Genomic DNA, 24017 nt, shown 5'->3' with positions numbered 1-24017 from the left:
GGCAAGCCAGCCCCCATATTTGATCGGAGTTCGTCATTACAACACGGTCAAATATGGGGGCTGGCTTGCCTGCGATGAGTGCGGCGTGGTTTAGGCCGTCTTCCCCGTATGGTTATTCAAGGAAATAACCTTGGTCTTACCAATCCGGTGACGGTAAATCTCACGCAAGTACTTGATGGCCTTCTTCACGCAGTCCCGCGACAGACGAATGTCGTTGATCGAGACAAACTTGTCCTTGTCGTTGATCAGCTCGCGGTACTTCTTCTCATACATCGGCTTGATCGCGTACCAGTTGGTATCGAGGATTTTCGCCGGGTTTTCGAATTCGTTGAGCAATTCGTCGATACGGTCCTCGTCGAAGTCCTCGTGGATGATGAAGTCGAGGATCGAGTTGTCGAGCGTGTCGTCGAAGCGATACGGATTACGCGCAAAGCAGCGTTTGATAAAGGCCACGATCAGCGTCAGGAAGTCGTCCGACAGGCACGGGCTCTTGGCGATCAGGGTGGTCAGCGAGAGGTTGGCCGACGCGCCGATCACCAGCGCATAGCGCTTGAGGGTGGTGTTGGGAAACAGGCTGTTGAGATGGGTCTTGAGCCGATTCAGGTCCATATAGGACAGCTTGTAGTCCTTGGGCAACGAGACGATCGAGACCACCGACGAGCAGTTCTTGAAGAAGTGCAGGTCGTGCAGGGCCGCCGCGTCATAGCCGGAGTTCTTGTACTGCTCAAGGGACGCCTTATAGCGCTTGGACTCGATGGGCAGCAGGCTGATGCCTTCGATGGCCTGGGTGACCTTGTTGAAGTGCGGCAGGTCGATGGAGCGGAAGAACAGGTCGTCGATGTTCAGGCGCTGAGGCTCTTTTTCGAACACCTTGAACTTGTCGCTCGAAGGCGTCGGGGTTTCCGGTACCACTGATTCGGCGTACGCAATGGCCACGGGGCCGGCCAGGCTCATAAACAGGTCGTTGGCATCCAGGCGAATGGTTTCGCCGATGTCGATACCGGCCCGACGGAAGTAGTTCTGGTCGTAGTCGGTGGTCACCGCCTGGGCGGTCAGGATATTGAAAATCTGCTGTGATATGTACTGGTTGGCGTGTTTTTCCATGGCATTGACATCAATGTTCTGGATGTTGCCATCGTCGCTTTCTTCGGCGTAACGCATGATGTCGTTGGAGATCAGCATCATCGCGTTCCACGGCCGAATGCGCCCCTTGACGCTGGCTTCGCTGCTGTCTTCGTTGTCGAAGTTGTAGGAAAAGTCCCATTCTTCAGACAGGTATTTACACAGCAGCCGACCGGCGTTGATGTGCAGTGCCTCGGACATCTCACTGCGGTGATCGGAGATGTTCGGCAGTACGCAAATGCCGCTGGTGAAGATCGGTTCGAAGACGAAAGCGTGGCCGCTCTTGCTGTCATGCTCGTCGGCAGGCTTGGTGTCGAACGTCTTGTTCATGTACGAGTGTTGCTGGGCCAGGCCGAATTCCGAGGCCATGCCCGAACCGGTACCGCCGCCGGCGCTGAAGATCGAAAAGTACAGGCGCGACTGGTTGGCCTTGATGCCGCAGGAGTCGATCAGGTACGAGTGGATCATTTTCCAGTCGGGGCTGGAAAAACGCTGGGTATCCTTATTGAGGATGATCTTGGCCAGGTACTGGCCGAGGATCGGCGCGTTGCCGGCGCCACCGGCATGGACTTCCGAAAGGTCCATGATTTTCATCTTACTGTAGTCGCGCAAAAAGCCGCTTTTCTCACCCTTGCGTGAGAAGCGAATACGCCCGGCGATATCTTTGTCCAGGTCGCCGAGCATCACCAACGGCTCTACCAGGAATACCGGTTTACTGGCTTTGCCGGAACCCAGGCGCAAGTTGTTGCGAAGCCACTGGGCCGGGCTATAGCCCTTATTCACTGACTTGTCTTCAGTGCTGAACTCGTTCAAGTAAAACTTGCGGGCGTTGTACACCAGTTCCGCGACGTCCAGTGCAATGTTCGAACCGCAACGACCCAGGCCGATCAGGCAGACCGAAGGAAACTCCTGCTCACCGCGCAGCTCACTGTCACCTTCCAGATGGGGAGGGCGCGGGAACACCATGTCCCGCAGTCCATCGAGGTTGTCGAGGATACGGTCGGTGTTGGTTTCGGTGAAATACAGGTATTGCTGAGTGGCCAGCGCACGTGAACTGCTCAATGACTTTGGACCTGAGGTTTTTTCCGCAGGAGCTGTCAGCGACACGTCGGATACCGCGGTGGCAGGATTATTTTTAGAAGTCATTGTGCGCCATTATGCCTGGACGGATGGCTGACAAATATCAAAGAGCCATCACTGAGTGAGAGTTCGCGACTTTACCGCGCGTCACGGGCCGGAGCGATAGGGTTTAACCTTAGATTCTCTAGGGGGAACTCGCGCCGGACTCTCATGGATCGGCCGTTGGTCGGACTTCTTTAATCAAATGATGGCGATTTGCCAAATGGCGGATATCAGCGGATCGGCCTCACAACCGAGGGCGGCCCTGCACATCCCGAAGCAGGAGCCTTCGGTACCGAGGCTTCTTTTCCGCCCATCAGACTCAGTGAGTTGAGCAGGTTGCGTTGATCAAGACCGGCGATCACTGCGGCTATTTCACTGGCCGGCACTGCCGCGCTGAGCAGGTAGCCCTGAACGAAATCACAGCCGTGCTGGGTCAATACTTCCAACTGTTGCAGGGTTTCGACCCCTTCGGTGATCACTTGCAGATGCAGAGTGTGGGCCATGCCTATGATCGCCTGGACGATTTCCACGTCCGCATTGGATTTTGGGATGTCCTGAATAAACGAACGATCGATTTTCAAGGTATTGAGGGGCAAGCGTTTCAGGTAGGCGAGGGATGAATAGCCGGTGCCGAAGTCGTCGATGGACAGCGAGACCCCCAGCGCGCGGATTTGCCGCAGGAGCACCAGGGTGCTGCTGATGTTGCCCATCAGCGCATTCTCGGTCACTTCCAGCTCAAGGCGATTGGCGGCAATGCCGCTGCTGCGCAGGGCACTTTCGATTTCATCCGCCAGCTCTTCACGGGCCACGTTCAGTGCTGAACAGTTCACCGCCATCGTCAAGTAGGGGTAGCCCTTTTCAGACAGCAAGCTCAAGTCGGCACAGGCCTGGCGCAACACCCAGTTGTCCAGTTCGGCAATCAGCCCGTTGTTTTCGGCAATGCTGATAAACCGCTCGGGAGGCAGCAGGCCATGTTGCGGATGTTGCCAGCGCACCAGGGCTTCGAGCCGAGTGACCTGGCCTTTTTTCAGGTCAAGAATGGGCTGGTAATACAGCGCCAGTTCGTTGCTGTTACGCAGGGCGTTGCGCAACTCTTCTTCCAGTTGCAGTTCAAGAAAGGCCCGGGTTTTCAGGTTGGAACTGAAGAAGTTCAGGCTGTTACGGCCTGCGTCCTTGGATTGGTAAAGCGCCAGGTCGGCGGTTTTCAGCAGCTCCTCGCTGGTTGCGCCGTCGTCGGGGAAGATGCTGATGCCAATACTGGTGGTCATGACCATGCGCCGCCCGGCCAGCTCGATGGGCTCTTTCATTTTCTGCATGATGCGCTGGGCCATATGCCGTGCTTCGTCGCGATGGTGAATGCTGATGAGGATGCAGAATTCGTCACCGCCGAAACGGGCGACCACATCGTTGTGGCTGCGCACCGAGCTTTTGATATGGCTGGCCAGCACGGTAAGCAATTGATCGCCGGCGTCATGGCCGAGGCTGTCGTTGATGCGCTTGAAGTGATCTATATCCAGGAAAATCACCGCCAACATGCCTTCGTCCATGGTTTTTTCCGCCAGTTTCTCTGCGAAAATCTGGTTGAAACCACGGCGGTTGAGCAGGCTGGTCAAGGCGTCGTAATGGGCTACTTTCTGCAGGGACACCCGTGCCTGGTCCAGTTCGCTGAGCAATGCATTGACTCGGCGCAGGTCGCGTTCCTTCTGTTCCAGTTTCTTGTCCGCCAGAGCGGCGCTGATGCTGCTGCCCACCACCAGCAGTGTGATGACGGCGACCGACAGGCCCAACTGCATCGGGTTATTGTCGATGGGCAGCGACGGTGTAACGCCCGTGGGTACCAGCAACTGCATGGCGGCCATGGCCGTGAAATGCATGCTGATAATGCCCACCCCGAGCACCAGGCTGGCGCCATATTTAAGCAGTTGGTGAAACCTCCCGCTGCTGTTACGCAGGTAATGGGACAACAACAATGCTGCGAGGCTGGTGCTGATGGCGACCATCACTGATAACACAAACAGTCCAGACTGAAAGTACACCTGTGCGTCAGAGCGCATCGCCGATATGCCGACGTAATGCATCAAGGCAATGCCCAGCCCCATCCACACGGACGCCCGCAGGTACTGGCGAAAATGCAGTTGCGCATGACTGAGGGTTTGCATGGCGAACAACGAGGCGATCATTGCGATCAGCAACGAGGCAAAGGTCATGATCAATTCGTAATGAATGGTGATCGGTGCCTGGAAGGCCAGCATGCTGATGAAGTGGGTCGACCAGATTCCCCCCGCCAGGCAGCTGGCACCAACCCAACGCCAGCGTCGCTGGGACAGGGGATTGTCGACGTGGCCGACGCGTTCGGCCATGTCCAGGGTGCCGAAGCTCGCCGCGCAGGCGACCAGGTAAGCCAGTAGCACCAGAAAGGGGTTATGACTGCAATTGAGTAATAAACGCCCGTTCTCTGGAAGGTCGGTAAAAAAATGCAAACCAAGCCATTCCATAGCATGTCCCGTCACAGAGTCGTTGCCTGACAATGAACTTGAGTATAGAGAGAGTGGGAGGGTTGCAAGGCGTAATGGCAAAATGATACTGATCTTTTTGCGATGAGTTTATAAGCAACTAGAACCAAATGAATGGGATGACGTGAGGCGCTCGGGACGGTAGCCCCATGGAGTGATATCAGACTTACGAATCATTACAGACAATCCCGGCGAGGCTGACTAGATTGCAGGTTCCGGGCTCAGGATGCGTCTGGCATCGCAGCTCATATAACAATAAAGAGACGGACCCATGCAGAACTCGACCCAAGCGGCGAATGCCTGGCGCATTCTGTTCCTGCTGTTCCTGGCGAACCTGTTCAATTTCTTCGATCGCACCATCCCGGCGATTATCATCGAACCGATTCGCATGGAATGGCACCTCAGTGACTTCCAACTCGGCATCATCGGTACTGCGTTCACCATCGTCTACGCCATTGCGGGCCTGCCGCTGGGACGCATGGCCGACACCGGTTCGCGCAGCAAGCTGATGGGCTGGGGCCTGGCGGCCTGGAGCGGGCTAACGGCGGTCAATGGCATGGTTGGCAGTTTCTGGACCTTCCTGCTGGTGCGCATGGGTATCGGCATTGGTGAAGCCAGCTACGCTCCGGCTGCCAACTCGCTGATTGGCGACTTGTTTCCGCCGCACCGCCGGGCGAGGGCCATGGGCATTTTCATGCTGGGCCTGCCGTTGGGCCTGTTGCTGGCGTTCTTTACCATCGGCGCGATGGTCAAGGCTTTCGACAGCTGGCGCGCGCCGTTCTTTATTGCCGCCGTGCCGGGGCTGATCCTCGCGGTGTTCATGTTCTACATCAAGGAACCCAAGCGAGGCGCTGCGGAAGCCGTGCAAGTCTCCCAGGAAAAGGTCGATCGGCCGATCCGTCGGGTGCTGGCGATACCGACCTTTCTCTGGCTGGTACTGGCCGGGCTGTGCTTCAACTTCGCCACCTACGCGTGCAACTCGTTCCTGGTGCCGATGTTGCAGCGCTACTTTCTGATGCCATTGCAGGAAGCGGCTGTCGCCACTGGGGTGATTGTCGGCGTGACCGGGTTGTTTGGTCTGACACTGGGTGGTTGGGTGGCCGACAAGATTCACCAACGTATCCCCAATGGGCGGCTGTTGTTCGCCGCCTTCAGCCTGATTATTTCGACGGTGTGTACGGCGTGGGCTCTGCACGCGGGGCGTATCGAGATTGGCGTGTTCGTTGCTGTGTTCAGCGTTGGCTGGCTGTTTGCCTATAACTTCTACACATGCGTCTACACCGCGATTCAGGACGTGGTGGAACCGCGCCTGCGGGCCACGGCCATGGCGCTGTTTTTTGCCGGGTTGTATTTGTTGGGTGGTGGCATGGGGCCGGTGGTGGTGGGTGGTCTGTCCGATCACTTTGCCCATACGGCGATGTACGCGGCGGGTGCTGAGCAAATGAGCGAAGCCTTTAAAGCTGTGGGCCTGCACGACGCCATGTACCTGATTCCGGTCGCGCTATTTTTGACTATGGTGTTTCTTTTTCAGGCATCGCGGTGTTTTGTGAAGGATGCCCAGCGAATGAGGGATGGGTTGGGAGTGGTGGAGGTTGCGAGCCCGGCGGTCACGGCTTGATGAGCTCAGATTAAAAGAAGGCCCGCATTGCGCGGGCCTTTTTGTTCAGCAGGGCAGGGTGGTAATCAACCCGCTACCAACACCCGAATCGCTTCCAGTCGCAGCGCCGCCTTGTCGAGCATGGCCAGGCCTTGCTCACGTTGCTGACGCAGGGCAATCAGTTCGCTGTCGCGTACGGTCGGGTTGACCGCTTGCAGGGCGCTCAGGCGTGCCAGCTCTTCGTCGGTGTCGGCGGCCAGACGGCGCTGGGCCTCGGCTACGCGCTCGGCGTGACGCGGGGCGATCTTCTCTTCACCGGCATTGATCCGTGGCGTCAGTTGATCGCGCTGGGCCTGTACGAACTTGTTGGCGCTGGCCCGTGGCACGCTTTCCAGCTGATCGTTTAAGGTCTCGAATGACACCCGGCCTGACAGGTCATTGCCGTTGGCATCCAGCAGGCAGCGCAGCGCCGCCGGTGGCAGGTAGCGGCCCAGTTGCAGCGAACGCGGGGCAACCACTTCGCTGACGTAGAGCAGTTCCAGCAGCACGGTGCCCGGCTTGAGGGCCTTGTTCTTGATCATCGCCACGGCGGTATTGCCCATGGAACCGGACAGTACCAAGTCCATGCCGCCCTGGACCATCGGGTGTTCCCAGGTGATGAACTGCATGTCTTCGCGCGACAGCGCCTGGTTGCGGTCGTAGGTGATGGTCACGCCTTCGTCGTCGCCCAGGGGGAAGCTGGCGTCGAGCATTTTTTCGCTGGGCTTGAGGATCAGCGCGTTTTCCGAATGGTCTTCGCTGTCGATACCGAAAGCGTCGAACAGGGTTTCCATGTAGATCGGCAGGGCGAACTGGTCGTCCTGTTCCAGGATGTCTTCCACCAGCGCATCACCTTCGCCGGCGCCACCGGAGTTCAGCTCCAGCAAACGGTCGCGACCGGTGTGCAGCTCAGCTTCCAGGCGCACGCGCTCGGTGCGGGCTTCGTCGATCAGCCCTTGCCACTCGTCGTCATCGGCGTTTTCCAGCAGCGGCAGCAGGCGCGGGCCAAACTGATGCTGCAAGGCGTTGCCGGTCGGGCAGGTGTTGAGGAAGGCGTTTAGCGCTTCGTGATACCACTGGAACAGCCGCTGTTGGGGGCTGGTTTCCAGGTACGGGACATGCAGCTCGATTACATGCTTCTGGCCGATCCGGTCCAGACGGCCGATCCGCTGTTCCAGCAGGTCGGGGTGGGACGGCAGGTCGAAGAGCACCAGGTGGTGGGAGAACTGGAAGTTGCGGCCCTCACTGCCGATTTCCGAACAGATCAGCACCTGGGCACCGAACTCTTCATCAGCAAAGTAGGCAGCAGCACGATCCCGCTCGAGGATGTTCATGCCCTCGTGGAACACCGTGGCCGGGATGCCGGAGCGCACGCGCAGGGCGTCTTCCAGGTCCATGGCGGTTTCGGCGTGGGCGCAGATCACCAGGACCTTGGTGCGCTTGAGCATTTTCAACTGGTCGATCAGCCACTCGACCCGAGGGTCGAAGCGCCACCAGCGTTGTTCTTCCTCTACGTCCGGCAGGGCCTGGAAGCTGACTTCCGGGTACAGCTCGGCATGTTCGCTCAATGGCAGCTCGAGGTATTCGTCCGGGCATGGCAGCGGGTAGGCATGCAGCTTGCGCTCCGGGAAACCCTGCACGGCAGCGCGAGTGTTGCGAAACAGCACGCGGCCGGTGCCGTGGCGGTCCAGCAGTTCGCGGACCAGGCGGGCACTGGCTTCGGTATCGCCATCGTTGACGGCGGTCAGCAGGGCTTCGCCTTCGTTGCCGAGGAAGTTCTGGATGGTCTTGTGCGCGGTTGGCGAGAGACGGCCCTTGTCCAGCAGCTCCTGGACGGCTTCGGCTACAGGGCGATAATTTTCGCTCTCTGCGCGAAAAGCGTGCAGGTCGTGGAAACGGTTTGGGTCCAGCAGGCGCAGACGGGCGAAGTGACTGTCCTGACCCAGTTGTTCCGGGGTGGCGGTGAGCAGCAGTACGCCAGGAATGACTTCGGCGAGTTGTTCGACCAGCACGTATTCAGGGCTGGCATTTTCTTCGTGCCAGACCAGGTGGTGGGCTTCGTCGACTACCAGCAAGTCCCAGCCGGCGGCGAACAGTGCGTCCTGGGCTTTCTCGTCATCTACCAGCCATTCCAAGGCTACCAGCGCGAGCTGGGTGTCTTCGAACGGGTTGGCGGCATCGCTTTCGATAAAGCGTTCTTCGTCGAACAGCGCCACTTGCAGGTTGAAGCGGCGGCGCATTTCTACCAGCCACTGGTGCTGCAGGTTTTCCGGCACCAGGATCAGCACGCGATTGGCACGACCGGACAGCAACTGGCGATGGATCACCAGGCCGGCTTCGATGGTCTTGCCCAGACCTACTTCGTCTGCCAGCAAAACCCGCGGCGCGATACGGTCGGCCACTTCGCGGGCAATGTGCAGTTGGTGCGCAATCGGCTGCGCACGCACGCCGCCCAGGCCCCAGAGCGAGGATTGCAACTGGCGACTGGTGTGCTCCAGGGTGTTGTAGCGCAGAGAGAACCAGGCCAGTGGGTCGATCTGCCCGGCGAACAGACGGTCGCTGGCCAGGCGAAACTGGATAAAGTTCGACAGTTGGGTTTCTGGCAGGGTAACGACTTCGTTCTGCCCATTGAGGCCGTGATAGACCAGCAGGCCGTCGACGTCGTCGACTTCGCGCACGGTCATTTTCCAGTCTTCGAAATGGGTGATGGTGTCACCCGGCGAAAACCTCACGCGAGTGAGGGGCGCACTCCGTAGCGCATACTGGCGAGTCTCGCCAGTGGCCGGATAGAGCACGGTCAACAAGCGACCGTCCTGTGCCAGAACGGTGCCTAACCCTAGCTCTGCTTCGCTGTCACTAATCCAGCGTTGCCCCGGTTGATACTGCTGCGCCATGCTGCCTGACTCCCACCGTGAAAAAGCCGACTATTCTAACGGAACAAGGCTCCCAGACCAAAAGGAATAGGAGCAGCTTCACGCTTTAAGCTACAAGCGGCAAGAAAAAGGGCGGTGCGTTTATCAGATAGATGACGATTGGTTCACACACTGGTGACTCCAGATTCAAGTCGTCGTCCCGGCAGCCGACAGTCTGCTGACAGGAGACCAAAAATTATGCTGCCACCCATCTTGCCCTTGAGTGTTGTGCCGGTTACATCGCAACTCGATCCGGTGCGTCCAAAGCCCGATATTCCGCCGGTAGTACCCGTGCAGCCGGGCTCTAACGAAAGTACTATCGACCTGAAAAAACGCGATGCGGAGCAGTCGACCCTGCTGCTGCGCGAAGAGCAGCGGCGTCAGCAGGAACAGCAAAAGCGCCGGCGTGAGGCCGATGATAATCCCGAACAGCACTTGGCCATTCCTGGCGATGAACTCAATGCCGATAACACCGTGCCCGTGGCGCCGCTGATCGACGATGCGCCTCGGCAAGGGTTGTGGGTGGATGTCGAGGTTTAAACGCGTAGCTACACATATTTTGTTTGCCGGTATTTGCCGCAAGGCGGGCCAGGACGCATTATTGAACCCTTCCAGCCACCACGTAAGCCAAGCCATGAGTGATGACGACAAGCTGATCGACCTGAATGCCGAACGGGCCAAACGTGTCCACGACCTCAATGACAAGCGCCTGAATGAAGTGCGCCAGGCCTTCGAGCAGGCCATGCCGATGCTCCTGGGCAAGGCAAAACCAAAGAAAAAGCAGAAAAACAAACCGAAAAAGCGTTGAAGCGCCCTACATCTATTGATGTAGGTCAGTTATTTCCCTTCTTTACGCCCCGTTGCGGGCGACATTGATCCTCGTCAATTTATCCCCCCGTCTTCTTGGTTAACTTAGCCCTATCGCAACAGGGCAAGAGCAGGAGGCCAGTCATGTTTTTCGATAATGTGGTGTTTGCCGGAGTGCTGACTGTCGGCCTCATGGTGTTGTTCTTCGTAGGATTTGGATTTTTTATCTGGAAAGACGCCAATAAGCGTAAAAGACCATAGGTTTTTCTGGATTACATGAGCACGCAAGGCATTTTGGGCGACTTCGGTCGCCCTTTTTTTTCGCCTGAAATAATCATTCCCAGGCCCCGCGTCGCGTCGATCACGGGCATAAAAAAGGTGCGAACCTTGCGGATCGCACCTTTTTTATTACCGGCCGACTATCAGCTGCCGAGGGCCTTGGACGCCAGCCAGAACAGGCCGGCCGACAAGCCCACCGTTGCAGGCAGGGTCAGTATCCACGCCATCAGGATGGTTTTCACTGTCCCGCTTTGCAGGCCGCTCTTGTTGGCAACCATGGTGCCCGCTACGCCCGAGGACAGGACGTGAGTGGTGGACACCGGCAGGCTGAAGATGTTGGCCAGGCCAATCATGCTCGCGGTGGTGATCTGTGCCGACATGCCTTGGGCATAGGTCATGCCCTGCTTGCCGATCTTCTCACCGATGGTCAGCACCACACGTTTCCAGCCGACCATGGTGCCCAGGCCCAGGGCCAGGGCTACTGCCAGGATCACCCAGAACGGTGCGTATTCGGTGGTGGCTGTCAGGTCTTTGCGCAGTTTGTCCAGATCGGACTTCTCGCGGGGATTGAGGCCAGGCAGCTTGCCGACTTTCTTCGCCGTGTCGTCCAGGCACAGCAGGTAGCGACGCACCTCAATGCGGTGCTCTGCGGTCAGCGAATGGTAGTCAGAGACACCCTTCAATGTGCCGAGAAGGGCGGTGATGGTTGGTTCGGTCTGCTGTGGGTTGCAACGGAACTTGCCAGGCAGGTCGTCTTTGACGCTCTTGCCCAGGGCGAGGAAGTCACCGAGGGTTTCCTGGTTACGCTGGTAGAACTGATTGAGGTGCAGGGTGGCGTCGCGGGTACGCTCGATCTGGTAGGTGGTGCTGCCCAGGTCGAGTACGAACTGCGCGGGCACGATACCAATCAGCACCAGCATGATCAGGCCGATACCCTTCTGACCGTCATTGGAGCCGTGCACGAAACTCACGGCCATGGCGGAAATTACCAGCACCAGGCGGTTCCAGAAAGGCGGGTGCTTCTTGTCGTCGATCTTGCGGCGCTGGTCTGGCGTCTTGTGCATCTTGGACAGCGGGCGCCACCATTTCAGGATGATCAGTACAAGGGCTGCGACCAGGAAGCCGGCTATGGGCGAGGCCACCAGCGATGCGCCGATATCGATCGCCTTCTGCCAGTTGACCCCGTCAGCCAGTGGGATGTCGTTGATCAGGGCGTTGGCCAGGCCGACACCGAGGATCGAACCGATCAGAGTGTGGGAGCTGGACGCAGGGATCCCGAAATACCAGGTACCCAGGTTCCAGGTGATCGCCGCTGCCAACAAGGAGAACACCATGGCCAGGCCATGGCCGGTGTTCACATTGATCAGCAGTTCCACCGGCAGCAAGTGCACGATGGCATAGGCGACGCCTACCCCGCCGAGCAACACGCCGAGGAAGTTGAACAACCCGGAAAAGAACACAGCCAGGTGCGGCGGCATGGCTTTGGTATAGATGACTGTGGCAACCGCGTTAGCGGTGTCATGAAAGCCATTGATGAACTCGAAGGCGAGGACAAAGGCCAGGGCGAGCAATAGGCTCACAAGAACCCAAGCATCCAGTCCGCTGAATAAATCGATCATGAAGGTTTTCTGACCCGGTCGTAAGGGGGCGCGATTATGCCAGAAAACCTTGGTAATCGATGCACTAGCTGCTCATCGGTAACATTCTTCAACGAAAAAGTTTGTGGGAAGGGCGCGCATCCCAGTCATTCCGGGGATATGGCAAGTCACTGATTTATAAAGCGTAGGGCTGATGAGGTGGGGTGCGACAACGATGGCGGGGGGGCTGAAACAATCGTATGAAATTTCGGTAAGGCAGGCAGAAGGGGCGCCAGGATGGCTTTGCGCAGGTATGTGATTGGTGTCAAATACACTGGCATGGACCGGGGAGCCTCCTGCCAACAGTGCGTTGGCAGGGCACAGGCAACCCTTGGCGACTCAACCCGAGCGGCTTAAGGCTCTTCGGCTTTGAGGTCCTTTTCAATCTTTTGAATTTCCTGGGCAAAAGCCTGATCGAGCAGACTTGCTCGTTTGCGCCATGGTTTGCGCTCAGGTTCTGGCTGGGCGGCGTAGGTGGTGACTTCCCCGCCGTAAACATCCTTGTAACGTTGCTCCTGGCGCTCAAGTTCCGCGCGCAGTTCGTCTTTCGTCACATTGTTACCTAATTGAGTTGAGTTTAATTCCGGTGAAGCGCGATGCGTGGAAGACGTTCATCGCATTACCTTCAAGTGGTACCGATAAAACTGCTCGGTTTTTGAAGGTATACACAATAAACCACTTCTTTATTGCATGCGGCCACGGCACCGGAGAAGAACAGCTGCCGTAGCAATAGTTTTCTTTCAAGTCACAAGCAATTGGCAGGCATTTGAAATGGATGACAGGTACTTGCGACAAGGCACAGGCAAAGCATAGGGGAGGCTCGGTGAGATCTGAAATCGTTCTTGACGCTGGCCGACCTCCTCACATAGCTCATTATAGCGATGCATTTGAATAACACTATCGCCAACAAGTTAAAAATCGTCAACTTGGCCTGTAGGTTTTTTTTCGAGAGTAGTGCCGAACTTTTGGCGTCACACTTGCTAAATATTCTACAAGTGCGAGTTGAGATCAAAATGTTGTTCGGCGTATAGCGGATTCCATGAGTCGATGCAGTGCCCTTCATTCAAACGGGTGGACAGGGAGCATCACAAACAGGCCGGGAAATTGCGATAATCGCATGCCTGTCCGATAATCGCCCAATGTTGCCGGCCTCGCCTTGTGTATCCGTTGCCAGACGGCTTGTAATAGCGGTTGAAAATAAGATAAGGGCCCAGAAATGAACGATCAATTGCGCAACTCCTTCGCATCAGTGGCGCCGCCGATCGTTGCGTCACCGGCCAAGCGTATCCAGGCGTTTACCGGTGATCCGGATTTCATGACCTCCCTGGCTCGCGGCTTGGCGGTGGTGCAGGCATTCCAGGAGCGCAAGCGCCACCTGACCATCGCGCAGATTAGCCATCGCACGGAAATTCCCCGCGCCGCCGTGCGCCGTTGCCTGCATACCCTGATCAAGCTCGGCTACGCCACCACCGACGGGCGTACCTATTCACTGCTGCCCAAGGTCCTGACCCTGGGCCATGCCTATTTGTCGTCCACACCCTTGGCGGTTTCTGCCCAGCCGTACCTGGACCGTATGAGCGAGCAACTCCACGAAGCCTGCAACATGGCCACCCTGGAAGGTGATGACATCCTTTATATCGCCCGTTCGGCCACCACCCAGCGCCTGATCTCCGTGGACCTTTCGGTGGGTGGGCGTCTGCCGGCCTATTGCACGTCCATGGGCCGGATACTGCTGGCGGCCCTCGACGATGCCTCGTTGCAGGACTATCTGGATCATGCCGACCTGCAAATCAAGACCAGTCGCACCCTGGCCACGCCCCAAGCGTTGCTCGAATGCCTGCAACAAGTGCGGCAACAGGGCTGGTGCATCGTCGACCAGGAGCTGGAACAGGGCCTGCGCTCCATCGCCGTGCCGGTGTATGACGCCTCAGGCCAGGTGCTGGCTGCACTCAACGTCAGCACCCATGCCGCACGGGTCAGCCGCAGTGAGCTGGAGCAACGTTTTCTGCCCAGCATGCTTAGCGCTAGCCAGGAGTTGAGTGCCCAGCTGTTTGCTTAAGCTGTTCGGTGACCGCACAGGTCCCGGTTTGATGAATTGACGGTGTTTCCCCTGGCTCATTAATGTCGCGGCAGCGCAATTGACCGCAACGGTGCCTGCCGTCCAAGTCCCTGTGCCGCCCAATAATAATGACGAGATAATCCTCGTTCCCCCGCCCATAGGTGTGGAATAAAAATAATGAATCAGCCTTCGTCTTCTGTTGGGACTTGCCTGGATGTGCAGTCCTTCATCAATTCCCAGCCGCTGTCGCGCTATCAGTGGCGTGTAGTGATCCTTTGTTTCCTGATTGTGTTTCTCGACGGCCTCGACACCGCGGCCATGGGTTTTATCGCCCCCGCGTTGTCCCAGGATTGGGGCATCGACCGCGCCAGCCTCGGCCCGGTGATGAGTGCCGCGTTGATCGGCATGGTGTTTGGCGCCCTGGGTTCGGGACCCTTGGCCGACCGCTTTGGCCGCAAAGTGGTGCTGGTCGGCGCAGTGTTGGTGTTTGGCGCCTTTAGCCTGGCGTCGGCCTATAGCTCCAACGTCGATCAATTGCTGGTGCTGCGATTCCTTACCGGCCTTGGCCTGGGCGCCGGCATGCCGAATGCCACGACCTTGCTGTCCGAATACACCCCGGAGCGCCACAAGTCGCTGCTGGTGACCAGCATGTTCTGCGGTTTCAACCTGGGGATGGCCGGTGGCGGGTTTATCTCGGCCAAGCTGATCCCTGCGTTCGGCTGGCACAGTCTGTTGCTGATCGGTGGCATCTTGCCGTTGATTCTGGTGGTGGTGTTGCTGGTGTGGCTGCCGGAGTCGGCGCGTTATCTGGTGGTGCGCAATCGTGGCACCGACAAGGTGCGCAAGACCCTGGCGCCCATCGAACCGACCATTGTCGCCCAGGCCTCAAGCTTCAGCGTCCCCGAGCAGAAAACCGTCAAGGCACGCAACGTGTTTGCAGTGATTTTCTCAGGCACTTACAGCACTGGCACCTTGCTGCTGTGGCTCACGTACTTCATGGGCCTGGTGATTGTGTACCTGCTGACCAGCTGGTTGCCCACTCTGATGCGTGACAGCGGCGCCAGCATGGAGCAGGCCGCGTTTATCGGTGCCTTGTTCCAGTTTGGTGGTGTGCTCAGCGCTGTGGGCGTGGGTTGGGCGATGGATCGGTTCAATCCCCACAAGGTCATCGGTATCTTCTACCTGTTGGCCGGGGTATTTGCCTACGCAGTCGGGCAGAGCCTGGGCAATATCACAGTGTTGGCGACGCTGGTGTTGATCGCCGGGATGTGTGTCAACGGTGCCCAGTCTGCCATGCCATCCCTGGCCGCCCGCTTCTACCCGACCCAAGGGCGCGCCACCGGTGTGTCGTGGATGCTGGGCATTGGTCGCTTCGGCGCGATTCTCGGTGCATGGATGGGCGCGACATTGCTTGGCCTGGGCTGGAACTTCGAACAAGTGCTGACAGCACTGGTGATTCCGGCTGCGCTGGCCGCGAGTGCGGTGGTGATCAAGGGCATGGTCAGCCATGCGGATGCGACCTGAACGCAACCGATAGCTAGACAACAATCTGTTCGATAATCGAACACTCAGTCGATTATCGGATTGTTTGGCACATTTCCCCGGCTTAACCTTCAAGCACTTCGGCGCCGCCCTCGGCGCCTTTTTCGATCAACACCGGGAGCCCAACCCCATGGCTGAAATCCTCACCCTGCACGATGCGGTGAAGCAGTTCGTCAACGACGGCGATACTGTCGCGCTCGAAGGCTTTACCCACCTGATCCCTACAGCGGCAGGCCATGAAATCATTCGTCAGGGCAAGAAAGACCTGACGCTGGTGCGAATGACGCCCGACTTGATCTACGACCAACTGATTGGTGCCGGCTGTGCGCGCAGGCTGATTTTCTCCTGGGGCGGCAATCCCGGCGTGGGTTCCCTGCATCGCCTGCGGGACGCGGTGGAAAAACAGTGGCCGCAGCCGTTGGAGATCGAAGAACACAGTCACGCCGACCTGGCCAATGCCTACGTCGCCGGAGCATCTGGCCTGCCGTTCGCAGTACTGCGAGCCTACGCAGGCTCTGACCTGCCCAAGGTCAACCCGCTGATCAAGACCGTGACCTGCCCGTTTACTGGTGAAGTGCTGGCGGCGGTGCCGGCGGTGCGCCCGGACATCACCGTGATCCACGCACAAAAGGCTGATCGCAAGGGCAACGTGCTGTTGTGGGGCATTCTCGGGGTGCAGAAAGAAGCGGCCCTGGCGGCCAAGCGTTGCATTGTCACCGTAGAAGAAATCGTCGATGACCTCAATGCGCCGATGAACGCCTGTGTGCTGCCAACCTGGGCCCTGACTGCCGTTTGTCACGTGCCCGGCGGCGCGCATCCGTCCTACGCCCTCGGTTACACCGAACGCGACAACCGTTTCTATCAAGCCTGGGACCCAATCGCCCGGGACCGTGGGACCTTTACCGCCTGGATTGACGAATACATCCACGGCACTGCCGATTTCAGCGAATTCCAGGCCAAGCTGGCCACCGTGCAGGAGGCCAAGTGATGGCTTACTCGACCAACGAAATGATGACCGTTGCCGCCGCGCGCCGCCTGAAGAACGGTTCGGTGTGCTTCGTCGGCATCGGCCTGCCCTCCAAGGCTGCCAACCTGGCGCGCCTGACCTCTTCGCCAGATGTGGTGCTGATCTACGAATCTGGCCCGATTGGCGCCAAGCCGTCGGTGCTGCCACTGTCCATCGGTGACGGTGAACTGGCGGAAACTGCCGACACCGTCGTGCCTACTGGTGAGATTTTTCGCTACTGGCTGCAGGGCGGGCGCATCGACGTCGGCTTTCTCGGTGCGGCCCAAGTCGATCGTTTCGGCAACATCAACACCACTGTGGTTGGTGATTATCACCAGCCCAAGGTTCGCCTTCCGGGTGCCGGCGGCGCGCCGGAGATTGCCGGTTCCGCCAAGAGCGTGCTGATCATCCTCAAGCAGTCGGCGCGTTCGTTTGTCGACAAACTGGACTTCATCACTTCGGTGGGCCACGGCGAGGGCGGCGATTCCCGTAAACGCCTCGGTCTACCAGGCGCGGGTCCGGTCGGGATTATTACCGACCTGTGCATCATGGAGCCGGAGGAGGGCACTCACGAGTTTGTGGTCACCGCGCTGCACCCCGGCGTGACCCGCGAGCAAGTGGTCGCGGCCACGGGTTGGGCGATTCGCTTTGCGGAGCAGCTCAGTACCAGCGCTGAGCCCACCGACATCGAACTGACCGCCCTGCGTGATCTTGAAGCCCGCACCGCCGTCGCCCATGGCCAAACCCCAGGAGAAGCCTGATGCGCGACGTATTTATCTGTGACGCCATTCGTACCCCCATCGGCCGTTTTGGCGGCGGCCTGTCCACCGTGCGTGCCGATGACCTAGCGGCGGTGCCGATCAAGGCGCTGATGGAACGCAACCCGTCCGTGGATTGGAACGCCGTCGACGAAGTATTTTTCGGCTGTGCGAACCAGGCCGGTGAAGACAACCGCAACGTGGCGCGCATGGCCTTGTTGCTGGCCGGCCTGCCGGAGAGCATTCCCGGCGTGACCCTCAATCGCCTGTGCGCTTCGGGTATGGACGCCATCGGCACAGCGTTTCGCGCCATTGCCAGTGGCGAGATGGAGCTGGCGATTGCCGGCGGCGTCGAGTCGATGTCCCGCGCACCGTTTGTGATGGGCAAGGCTGATGCGGCCTTCTCGCGCAACATGAAACTGGAAGACACCACCATTGGCTGGCGCTTTATCAACCCGTTGATGAAGGCTCAGTACGGCGTCGATGCGATGCCGCAGACCGCCGATAATGTCGCCGACGACTATAAGGTTTCTCGTGCCGACCAGGACGCCTTCGCCCTGCGCAGCCAGCAACGTACCGCAGCGGCTCAAGCCGCCGGGTTCTTTGCTGAAGAAATTGTCCCGGTACGCGTCGCCCATAAAAAAGGTGAAACCGTGGTCGAGCAGGACGAGCATCCACGGGCCGATATCACCCTGGAAGCCTTGACCAAACTAAAACCGGTCAATGGCCCGGACAAAACGGTTACTGCCGGCAACGCGTCGGGTGTCAACGATGGCGCCGCCGCGCTGATCCTGGCTTCTGCCGAAGCGGTGAAAAAACACGGCCTGACCGCCCGCGCCCGCGTGCTGGGCATGGCCAGCGCCGGTGTTGCTCCTCGTGTGATGGGCATCGGCCCGGTGCCAGCGGTCCGCAAACTGGTGGAACGCCTGGGTTTGGCTGTCAGCGACTTTGATGTGATTGAACTCAACGAGGCCTTCGCCAGCCAAGGCCTGGCGGTGTTGCGTGAGCTGGGCCTGGCGGACGATGCGCCTCAGGTCAACCCCAACGGCGGCGCCATCGCCCTCGGCCATCCGCTGGGCATGAGCGGTGCGCGCCTGGTACTGACGGCGCTCCATCACCTGGAAAAAACCGGCGGCTACAAAGGCCTGGCGACCATGTGTGTCGGCGTCGGCCAAGGCCTGGCCCTGGCCATCGAACGCGTTGAATAACAATAAAGAGGATTGCTCCATGAGTGACAAGCCCGGTTACCGGCGCCCGCAAGCGGGTACTCAGCCTGATTACCTGCACCCGGCCTACCAGTCGACGAACCTGCGTTCGCCGTCCAAACCGTTGGTGTTTCTGCCCCACTCCCTGTCGGAAATTACTGGCCCGACCATCGGCGCCGAGCACGTTAACGAGAAAGACAACGACCTGACCGCCCAGCACGCTGGCGAACCCCAGGGCGAGCGCATCATCATTCACGGGCGAGTGCTCGATGAAAACGGCCTGCCGGTGCCAGGTATCCTCGTGGAAATCTGGCAGGCCAATGCCGCCGGACGCTACAACCACACGCGCGACGTACACGACGCACCCCTGGATCCGAACTTCACCGGCACCGGTCGCACCGTCACCGACGCCGATGGCTGGTACCAGTTCCAGACCATCAAGCCTGGTGCCTACCCGTGGGGCAACCACCACAACGCCTGGCGCCCAGCGCACATTCACTTCTCGTTGTTCGGCCCCAGTGTGCTGACGCGGCTGGTGACCCAGATGTATTTCCCCGGCGACCCATTGCTGGCCTACGACCCGATCTACAACTGCGTCCCGGATACGTCTGCCAAGGAACGCCTGATCGCCAGCTTTGACCTGGAAAAAACCATTCCTTCCTATGCCCTCGGTTACCGCTGGGACATCGTCCTGCGCGGCCGCGACGCCACGCCGATGGAGAAATGAGATGACCCTCAATGCGACCACGTCCCACACCGTTGGGCCCTATTACCACATCGGCCTGACCTGGCTGAACCGCGAAGACCTGGCCAATGCCCAAACCCTGGGCGAGCGCGTGGCGATCACCGGGCGTGTGGTGGATGGCAACGGAGATGTCGTCAACGACGCCATGCTGGAAGTATGGCAAGCCAACGCCGCCGGAAAATATGACCACCCTGAAGATGAACAGGACAAGCCCCTGGACGCCAATTTCGAAGGGTTTGGCCGGGTGCCGGTGGATGCGCAAGGGCGTTTTCGGTTCAGCACCATCAAGCCGGGCAGCGTGCCGGGTTTGAAGGGTACGACACAGGCGCCGCATCTGGTGGTGTTGGTGTTTGCCCGTGGCTTGGTCAAGCACTTGCTGACGCGGATTTACTTTGATGGTGAGACGGCTAATGGCGACGATCCGTTGCTGGCCTGTGTGCCAGAAGAGCGGCGGGGCACCTTGATTGCCAAGGCTGATGCTTCGGGTGTGTATCAGTGGAATGTGATTTTGCAGGGCACAGACGAAGAGACGGTGTTCTTCGATTATTGAGTGGGTTTGAAATTTATCGCAGGCAAGCCCGCGATGAGACCCATCCAGGCAACCCATACCCCAACGTTTACTTGCGGAACGAGTTTGTTGCAAAGTATGTCTAGACTTCAAACCGTTCCCAACGAGTGAAAAAAACATGACAACAACGACAAGTCACTACACCGGAGAAGAACGCCGCAAACGGATTTTTGCAATTGTCGGGGCTTCCTCCGGCAACCTGGTCGAATGGTTCGACTTCTACGTCTATGCCTTCTGCGCCATCTACTTCGCCCCGGCGTTTTTCCCGTCGGACGACCCCACTGTGCAACTGCTCAACACCGCCGGTGTATTTGCCGCCGGCTTCCTGATGCGCCCGATCGGTGGCTGGCTGTTCGGCCGGGTGGCCGACAAGCACGGGCGCAAGAACTCGATGATGATCTCGGTGCTGATGATGTGCGCCGGCTCCCTGGTCATCGCCTTTTTGCCAACCTACAAGGACATCGGCGCCTGGGCACCGGCCTTGCTGTTGGCGGCGCGATTGTTTCAGGGCCTGTCGGTGGGCGGCGAATACGGCACCACCGCGACCTACATGAGCGAAGTCGCCCTCAAGGGCCAGCGCGGTTTCTTCGCCTCGTTCCAGTACGTGACCCTGATCGGCGGGCAGCTGCTGGCAGTGTCGGTGGTGGTGATCCTGCAACAACTGCTCACCGAAGATGAACTGCGGGCCTGGGGCTGGCGGATTCCGTTCGTGATCGGTGCCATCGCGGCGGTGATCTCGCTGTTGCTGCGCCGCTCCCTGAAAGAAACCAGCAGCAAGGAAATGCGGGAAAACAAGGACGCCGGCAGCATTGCCGCGCTGTTCCGTGACCACAAGGCGGCGTTTATCACCGTGCTCGGCTACACCGCCGGCGGCTCGCTGATTTTCTACACCTTCACCACGTACATGCAGAAGTACCTGGTGAACACCGCTGGCATGCACGCCAAGACCGCCAGCTACATCATGACCGGCGCATTGTTCCTCTATATGTGCATGCAGCCCTTGTTCGGCATGCTCTCGGACAAGATTGGTCGGCGTAATTCCATGCTGTGGTTCGGCGCCCTCGGTACGCTGTGCACGGTGCCGATCCTGATGACCCTGAAAACCGTTACCAATCCGTTCCTGGCTTTTGTGCTGATCACCCTCGCCCTGGCGATCGTCAGTTTCTACACCTCTATCAGCGGCCTGGTGAAAGCGGAAATGTTCCCGCCACAAGTGCGCGCCTTGGGTGTCGGCCTGGCTTACGCGGTGGCCAATGCGATCTTCGGCGGCTCGGCGGAATACGTCGCCTTGGGCCTGAAATCCATTGGCCTGGAAAACACCTTCTATTGGTACGTTACCGGCATGATGGCGGTGGCGTTCCTGTTCAGCTTGCGTCTGCCCAAACAGGCGGCGTATTTGCACCACGATCTGTAACCGGTTGGCGCGCGCCCGTTGCGGGCGTGCGCGACCTAGGGATGGTTTATGACGACGCGCCCGAGCAATCAATTGTTCGACGCTTATTTCACAGCAGGCAGCATGGCCGAGGTGTTCTGTGATCAGGGCCGGCTGCAGGGCATGCTCGACTTTGAAGCTGCGCTGGCCCGGGCCGAGGCCCTGGTGGGGTTGATCCCTCAAGCGGCGGTCGCACCTATTGCCCAGGCCTGCCTGGCATCTCTCTACGACACGGTGGCGCTGGGCGAGGCGATTGCCACGGCGGGTAACTCGGCGATTCCACTGGTCAAGGCCTTGGGCAAGCAGATTGCTCAAGACGACGCTGGTGCCGAGCGTTATGTGCACTTGGGCGCCACCAGTCAGGATGTGATGGACACCGGCCTGGTGCTGCAACTGCGCCGCGCCGTGGAGCTGATCGAAAACGATTTGGCACGGTTGGGGGAAACCCTCGCCGTGCAGGCCCAGCGATATGCCGCCACACCGTTAGCGGGCCGCACCTGGTTGCAACACGCGACGCCCGTCACCCTAGGCATGAAAATCGCCGGCTGGCTTGGCGCGGTGACCCGCAGTCGACAACGACTGACGCAACTCAAGCCGCGTTTGCTGGTGCTGCAATTTGGCGGCGCCTGCGGAACCCTTGCGGCGTTGGGTGACCAGGCCATGCCTGTAGCGTTGGCACTGGCCGCCGAGTTGCAGCTGACCTTGCCGGAACAGCCCTGGCACACCCAGCGTGATCGCCTGGTGGAATTTGCCGCCGTGCTCGGCTTGATCGCCGGTAGCCTCGGCAAACTGGGCCGTGATATCAGCCTGCTGATGCAGACCGAAGCGGCGGAAGTATTCGAACCGTCGGCGCAGGGCAAGGGCGGCTCCTCGACCATGCCCCACAAACGCAATCCGGTGGGTGCGGCCGTGCTGATCAGCGCCTCGACCCGCGTTCCCGGCCTGGTGGCGACGATGTTCAGCGCCATGCCCCAGGAGCACGAGCGCAGCTTGGGCCTGTGGCACGCCGAATGGGAAACCTTGCCTGAGATTTGCCGGTTGGTCTCCGGCGCCTTGCATCAGGCCTTGCTGGTCAGCGAAGGCCTTGAAGTGGACGCCGAGCGCATGTCTCGTAACCTAGACCTGACCCAGGGGCTGGTGCTGGCCGAAGCGGTGAGCATCGTCCTTGCCCAGCGCCTGGGCCGCGAAACAGCCCACCATTTGTTGGAACAATGCTGCAAACGCGCCGTCGCCGAACAGCGCCATCTACGGGCCGTATTGGCTGACGAGCCGCAAGTTACCACCGAATTATCGGCCGCTGAACTCGATCACCTGCTGGACCCGGCGCACTACCTGGGCCAGGCACACACCTGGGTCGACCGCGCGGTGGCCGAACATGTTGCATTGACTGCCTGAGGAGGCTGCTGTGGGATTTGTACAACTCGCCGATGGCGAACTGAACTACCAACTCGATGGCCCCGACGATGCACCGGTGCTGGTGCTGTCCAACTCCCTGGGCACTGACCTGCATATGTGGGATGCGCAGATGCCGGCCTTTACCCAGTATTTTCGAGTGCTGCGTTTCGATACTCGTGGGCACGGCAAGTCCCTGGTCACCGAAGGGCCTTACAGCATCGAGCAACTGGGGCGAGACGTGTTGGCGCTGCTGGATTCACTGCACATTGACCGCGCGCATTTCTGCGGGCTGTCCATGGGCGGCCTGATCGGCCAGTGGCTGGGTATCAACGCCGGCGAGCGCCTACGCAGGCTGGTGGTGTGCAATACGGCGGCGAAGATCGGCGAGCCAGCAGTGTGGAACCCACGGATTGAAATGGTCCTACGCGACGGTGCGGCAGCGATGGTTGCCTTGCGTGATGCGTCGATTTCCCGCTGGTTCACTGCCGATTTTGCCCAAGCCAACCCTTATCAAGCCAAGCAGATTACCGACATGCTGGCGGCGACCTCCCCGCAAGGTTATGCGGCCAACTGTGCTGCGGTGCGTGATGCTGATTTTCGGGAGCAGTTGTCATCGATCAAGGTGCCGACCCTGGTGATTGCCGGCACTGAAGATGCCGTTACGCCGCCGGCCGGTGGGCATTTTATCCAGGCTCATGTACAGGGCGCTGAATACGCCGAGTTCTATGCTGCGCACCTGTCCAATGTGCAGGCTGGCGCCGCGTTCAGCGACCGGGTGCTGGAATTTCTGTTAGCCCACTGAGGAGTCTTTTGTGGACGAGAAACAACGCTATGCCGACGGCCTGCAAGTGCGTCGCGAAGTGCTCGGCGACGCCCACGTCGACCGCAGCCTGAATGCCCTGACCGAGTTCAACTCGGAGTTCCAGGAAATGATTACCCGCCACGCCTGGGGTGATATCTGGACCCGTCCGGGCTTGCCTCGGCACACCCGCAGCCTGATCACCATCGCCATGCTGATCGGCATGAACCGCAGTGAGGAACTGAAACTACACCTGCGTGCGGCAGCCAGCAATGGTGTGACCCGTGCCGAGATCAAAGAGGTGCTGATGCAGAGCGCGATCTACTGTGGGATTCCGGCGGCCAATGCGACCTTTCACCTGGCGGAGTCGGTGTGGGATGAGTTGGGCGTTGAGTCGCGGCAACTGTAGGAGCTGTCGAGCTTTAGCGAGGCTGCGATAGCGGTGGGTCAGGCACCCTCAATGTTGGCTGTGCTGACGCC

20 protein-coding genes are annotated in these 24017 nt (G+C 59.2%); 15 read left to right on the top strand and 5 right to left on the bottom strand.

What is annotated here, in order from left to right; genetic code table 11:
• Positions 1-90 precede the first annotated feature (90 nt).
• Both AAEZ06_RS06600 and AAEZ06_RS06595 read right to left on the bottom strand, forming a co-directional pair.
• On the bottom strand, positions 91-2268 hold the full coding sequence (locus tag AAEZ06_RS06600; protein ID WP_149413054.1) for a hypothetical protein: 2178 nt from the start codon (positions 2266-2268) through the stop codon (positions 91-93).
• Positions 2269-2474: 206 nt separating this feature from the next.
• Complete coding sequence (locus tag AAEZ06_RS06595; RefSeq protein ID WP_350613549.1) at positions 2475-4739, bottom strand: putative bifunctional diguanylate cyclase/phosphodiesterase; 2265 nt, start codon at positions 4737-4739, stop codon at positions 2475-2477.
• Positions 4740-5028: 289 nt separating this feature from the next.
• Here AAEZ06_RS06595 and AAEZ06_RS06590 point away from each other — a divergent pair, with 289 nt between their 5' ends.
• Entirely contained in the window at positions 5029-6375 is a 1347-nt protein-coding gene (locus AAEZ06_RS06590; RefSeq protein WP_149413056.1) for a spinster family MFS transporter, read from the top strand.
• A gap of 65 nt (positions 6376-6440) precedes the next feature.
• Here the strand turns inward: AAEZ06_RS06590 and rapA are convergent, their stop codons facing one another.
• A complete protein-coding gene (rapA, locus tag AAEZ06_RS06585; RefSeq protein ID WP_149413057.1) occupies positions 6441-9287 on the bottom strand; it encodes an RNA polymerase-associated protein RapA in 2847 nt (948 codons plus the stop codon).
• Between the two features lie 216 nt (positions 9288-9503).
• On the opposite strand from rapA, the gene AAEZ06_RS06580 reads away from it, so the two are divergent.
• The 3 genes from AAEZ06_RS06580 to ccoM all read left to right on the top strand — a co-directional run bounded on the left by AAEZ06_RS06580 (position 9504) and on the right by ccoM (position 10373).
• A complete protein-coding gene (locus tag AAEZ06_RS06580; RefSeq protein WP_350613546.1) occupies positions 9504-9845 on the top strand; it encodes an aspartate-semialdehyde dehydrogenase in 342 nt (113 codons plus the stop codon).
• Between the two features lie 61 nt (positions 9846-9906).
• Positions 9907-10113, top strand: coding sequence for a hypothetical protein (locus tag AAEZ06_RS06575; protein WP_149413059.1), 207 nt, complete (start codon positions 9907-9909; stop codon positions 10111-10113).
• A gap of 143 nt (positions 10114-10256) precedes the next feature.
• A complete protein-coding gene (ccoM, locus tag AAEZ06_RS06570) occupies positions 10257-10373 on the top strand; it encodes a cytochrome c oxidase subunit CcoM (protein ID WP_306108728.1) in 117 nt (38 codons plus the stop codon).
• A gap of 161 nt (positions 10374-10534) precedes the next feature.
• Here the strand turns inward: ccoM and AAEZ06_RS06565 are convergent, their stop codons facing one another.
• Both AAEZ06_RS06565 and AAEZ06_RS06560 read right to left on the bottom strand, forming a co-directional pair.
• Positions 10535-12010, bottom strand: coding sequence for an inorganic phosphate transporter (locus AAEZ06_RS06565; RefSeq protein WP_149413060.1), 1476 nt, complete (start codon positions 12008-12010; stop codon positions 10535-10537).
• A gap of 371 nt (positions 12011-12381) precedes the next feature.
• Positions 12382-12582 (bottom strand): hypothetical protein, encoded by a 201-nt coding sequence (locus AAEZ06_RS06560; protein ID WP_029297082.1) that lies wholly within the window; start codon positions 12580-12582, stop codon positions 12382-12384.
• 662 nt (positions 12583-13244) lie between these two features.
• Between AAEZ06_RS06560 and pcaR the strand changes: the two genes are divergently transcribed.
• The 11 genes from pcaR (at position 13245) to pcaC (ending at position 23946) form a co-directional block, all read left to right on the top strand.
• Positions 13245-14087 carry a pca regulon transcriptional regulator PcaR gene (gene pcaR, locus AAEZ06_RS06555; RefSeq protein ID WP_149413061.1) on the top strand — a complete coding sequence of 281 codons (843 nt, stop codon included), beginning with the start codon at positions 13245-13247 and terminating at the stop codon, positions 14085-14087.
• Positions 14088-14264: 177 nt separating this feature from the next.
• Positions 14265-15611 (top strand): 4-hydroxybenzoate transporter PcaK, encoded by a 1347-nt coding sequence (gene pcaK, locus AAEZ06_RS06550; protein WP_149413062.1) that lies wholly within the window; start codon positions 14265-14267, stop codon positions 15609-15611.
• 148 nt (positions 15612-15759) lie between these two features.
• Positions 15760-16617, top strand: a complete 858-nt coding sequence (locus AAEZ06_RS06545; RefSeq protein WP_149413063.1) for a CoA transferase subunit A — start codon at positions 15760-15762, stop codon at positions 16615-16617.
• On the top strand, positions 16614-17396 hold the full coding sequence (locus AAEZ06_RS06540; RefSeq protein ID WP_178114485.1) for a CoA-transferase subunit beta: 783 nt from the start codon (positions 16614-16616) through the stop codon (positions 17394-17396). The genes AAEZ06_RS06545 and AAEZ06_RS06540 overlap by 4 nt, the downstream gene beginning before the upstream one ends.
• A complete protein-coding gene (pcaF, locus tag AAEZ06_RS06535) occupies positions 17393-18601 on the top strand; it encodes a 3-oxoadipyl-CoA thiolase (protein ID WP_178114488.1) in 1209 nt (402 codons plus the stop codon). Before AAEZ06_RS06540 ends, pcaF begins: the two co-directional genes overlap by 4 nt.
• Positions 18602-18620: 19 nt before the next feature.
• On the top strand, positions 18621-19325 hold the full coding sequence (gene pcaH, locus AAEZ06_RS06530) for a protocatechuate 3,4-dioxygenase subunit beta (RefSeq protein WP_149413066.1): 705 nt from the start codon (positions 18621-18623) through the stop codon (positions 19323-19325).
• Between the two features lies 1 nt (position 19326).
• Positions 19327-19893, top strand: coding sequence for a protocatechuate 3,4-dioxygenase subunit alpha (gene pcaG, locus AAEZ06_RS06525; RefSeq protein ID WP_149413067.1), 567 nt, complete (start codon positions 19327-19329; stop codon positions 19891-19893).
• Between the two features lie 136 nt (positions 19894-20029).
• Positions 20030-21325 (top strand): MFS family transporter, encoded by a 1296-nt coding sequence (locus AAEZ06_RS06520; RefSeq protein ID WP_133099335.1) that lies wholly within the window; start codon positions 20030-20032, stop codon positions 21323-21325.
• A 48-nt stretch (positions 21326-21373) separates the two neighbouring features.
• Complete coding sequence (locus AAEZ06_RS06515) at positions 21374-22738, top strand: 3-carboxy-cis,cis-muconate cycloisomerase (protein ID WP_149413068.1); 1365 nt, start codon at positions 21374-21376, stop codon at positions 22736-22738.
• A 10-nt stretch (positions 22739-22748) separates the two neighbouring features.
• Positions 22749-23540: a 3-oxoadipate enol-lactonase gene (pcaD, locus tag AAEZ06_RS06510; RefSeq protein ID WP_149413069.1), complete on the top strand. Its 792-nt coding sequence runs from the start codon at positions 22749-22751 to the stop codon at positions 23538-23540.
• Positions 23541-23550: 10 nt separating this feature from the next.
• Positions 23551-23946: a 4-carboxymuconolactone decarboxylase gene (gene pcaC, locus AAEZ06_RS06505; RefSeq protein WP_149413070.1), complete on the top strand. Its 396-nt coding sequence runs from the start codon at positions 23551-23553 to the stop codon at positions 23944-23946.
• The last annotated feature ends 71 nt before the right edge of the window (positions 23947-24017 follow it).

Origin of the sequence: Pseudomonas sp. HY7a-MNA-CIBAN-0227 (genome assembly GCF_040310325.1) — a bacterium.
In the GTDB taxonomy this organism is placed as follows: domain Bacteria; phylum Pseudomonadota; class Gammaproteobacteria; order Pseudomonadales; family Pseudomonadaceae; genus Aquipseudomonas.
Note: the sequence above shows the minus strand (reverse complement) of the source record. Positions and strands in the feature narration are given on the sequence as shown.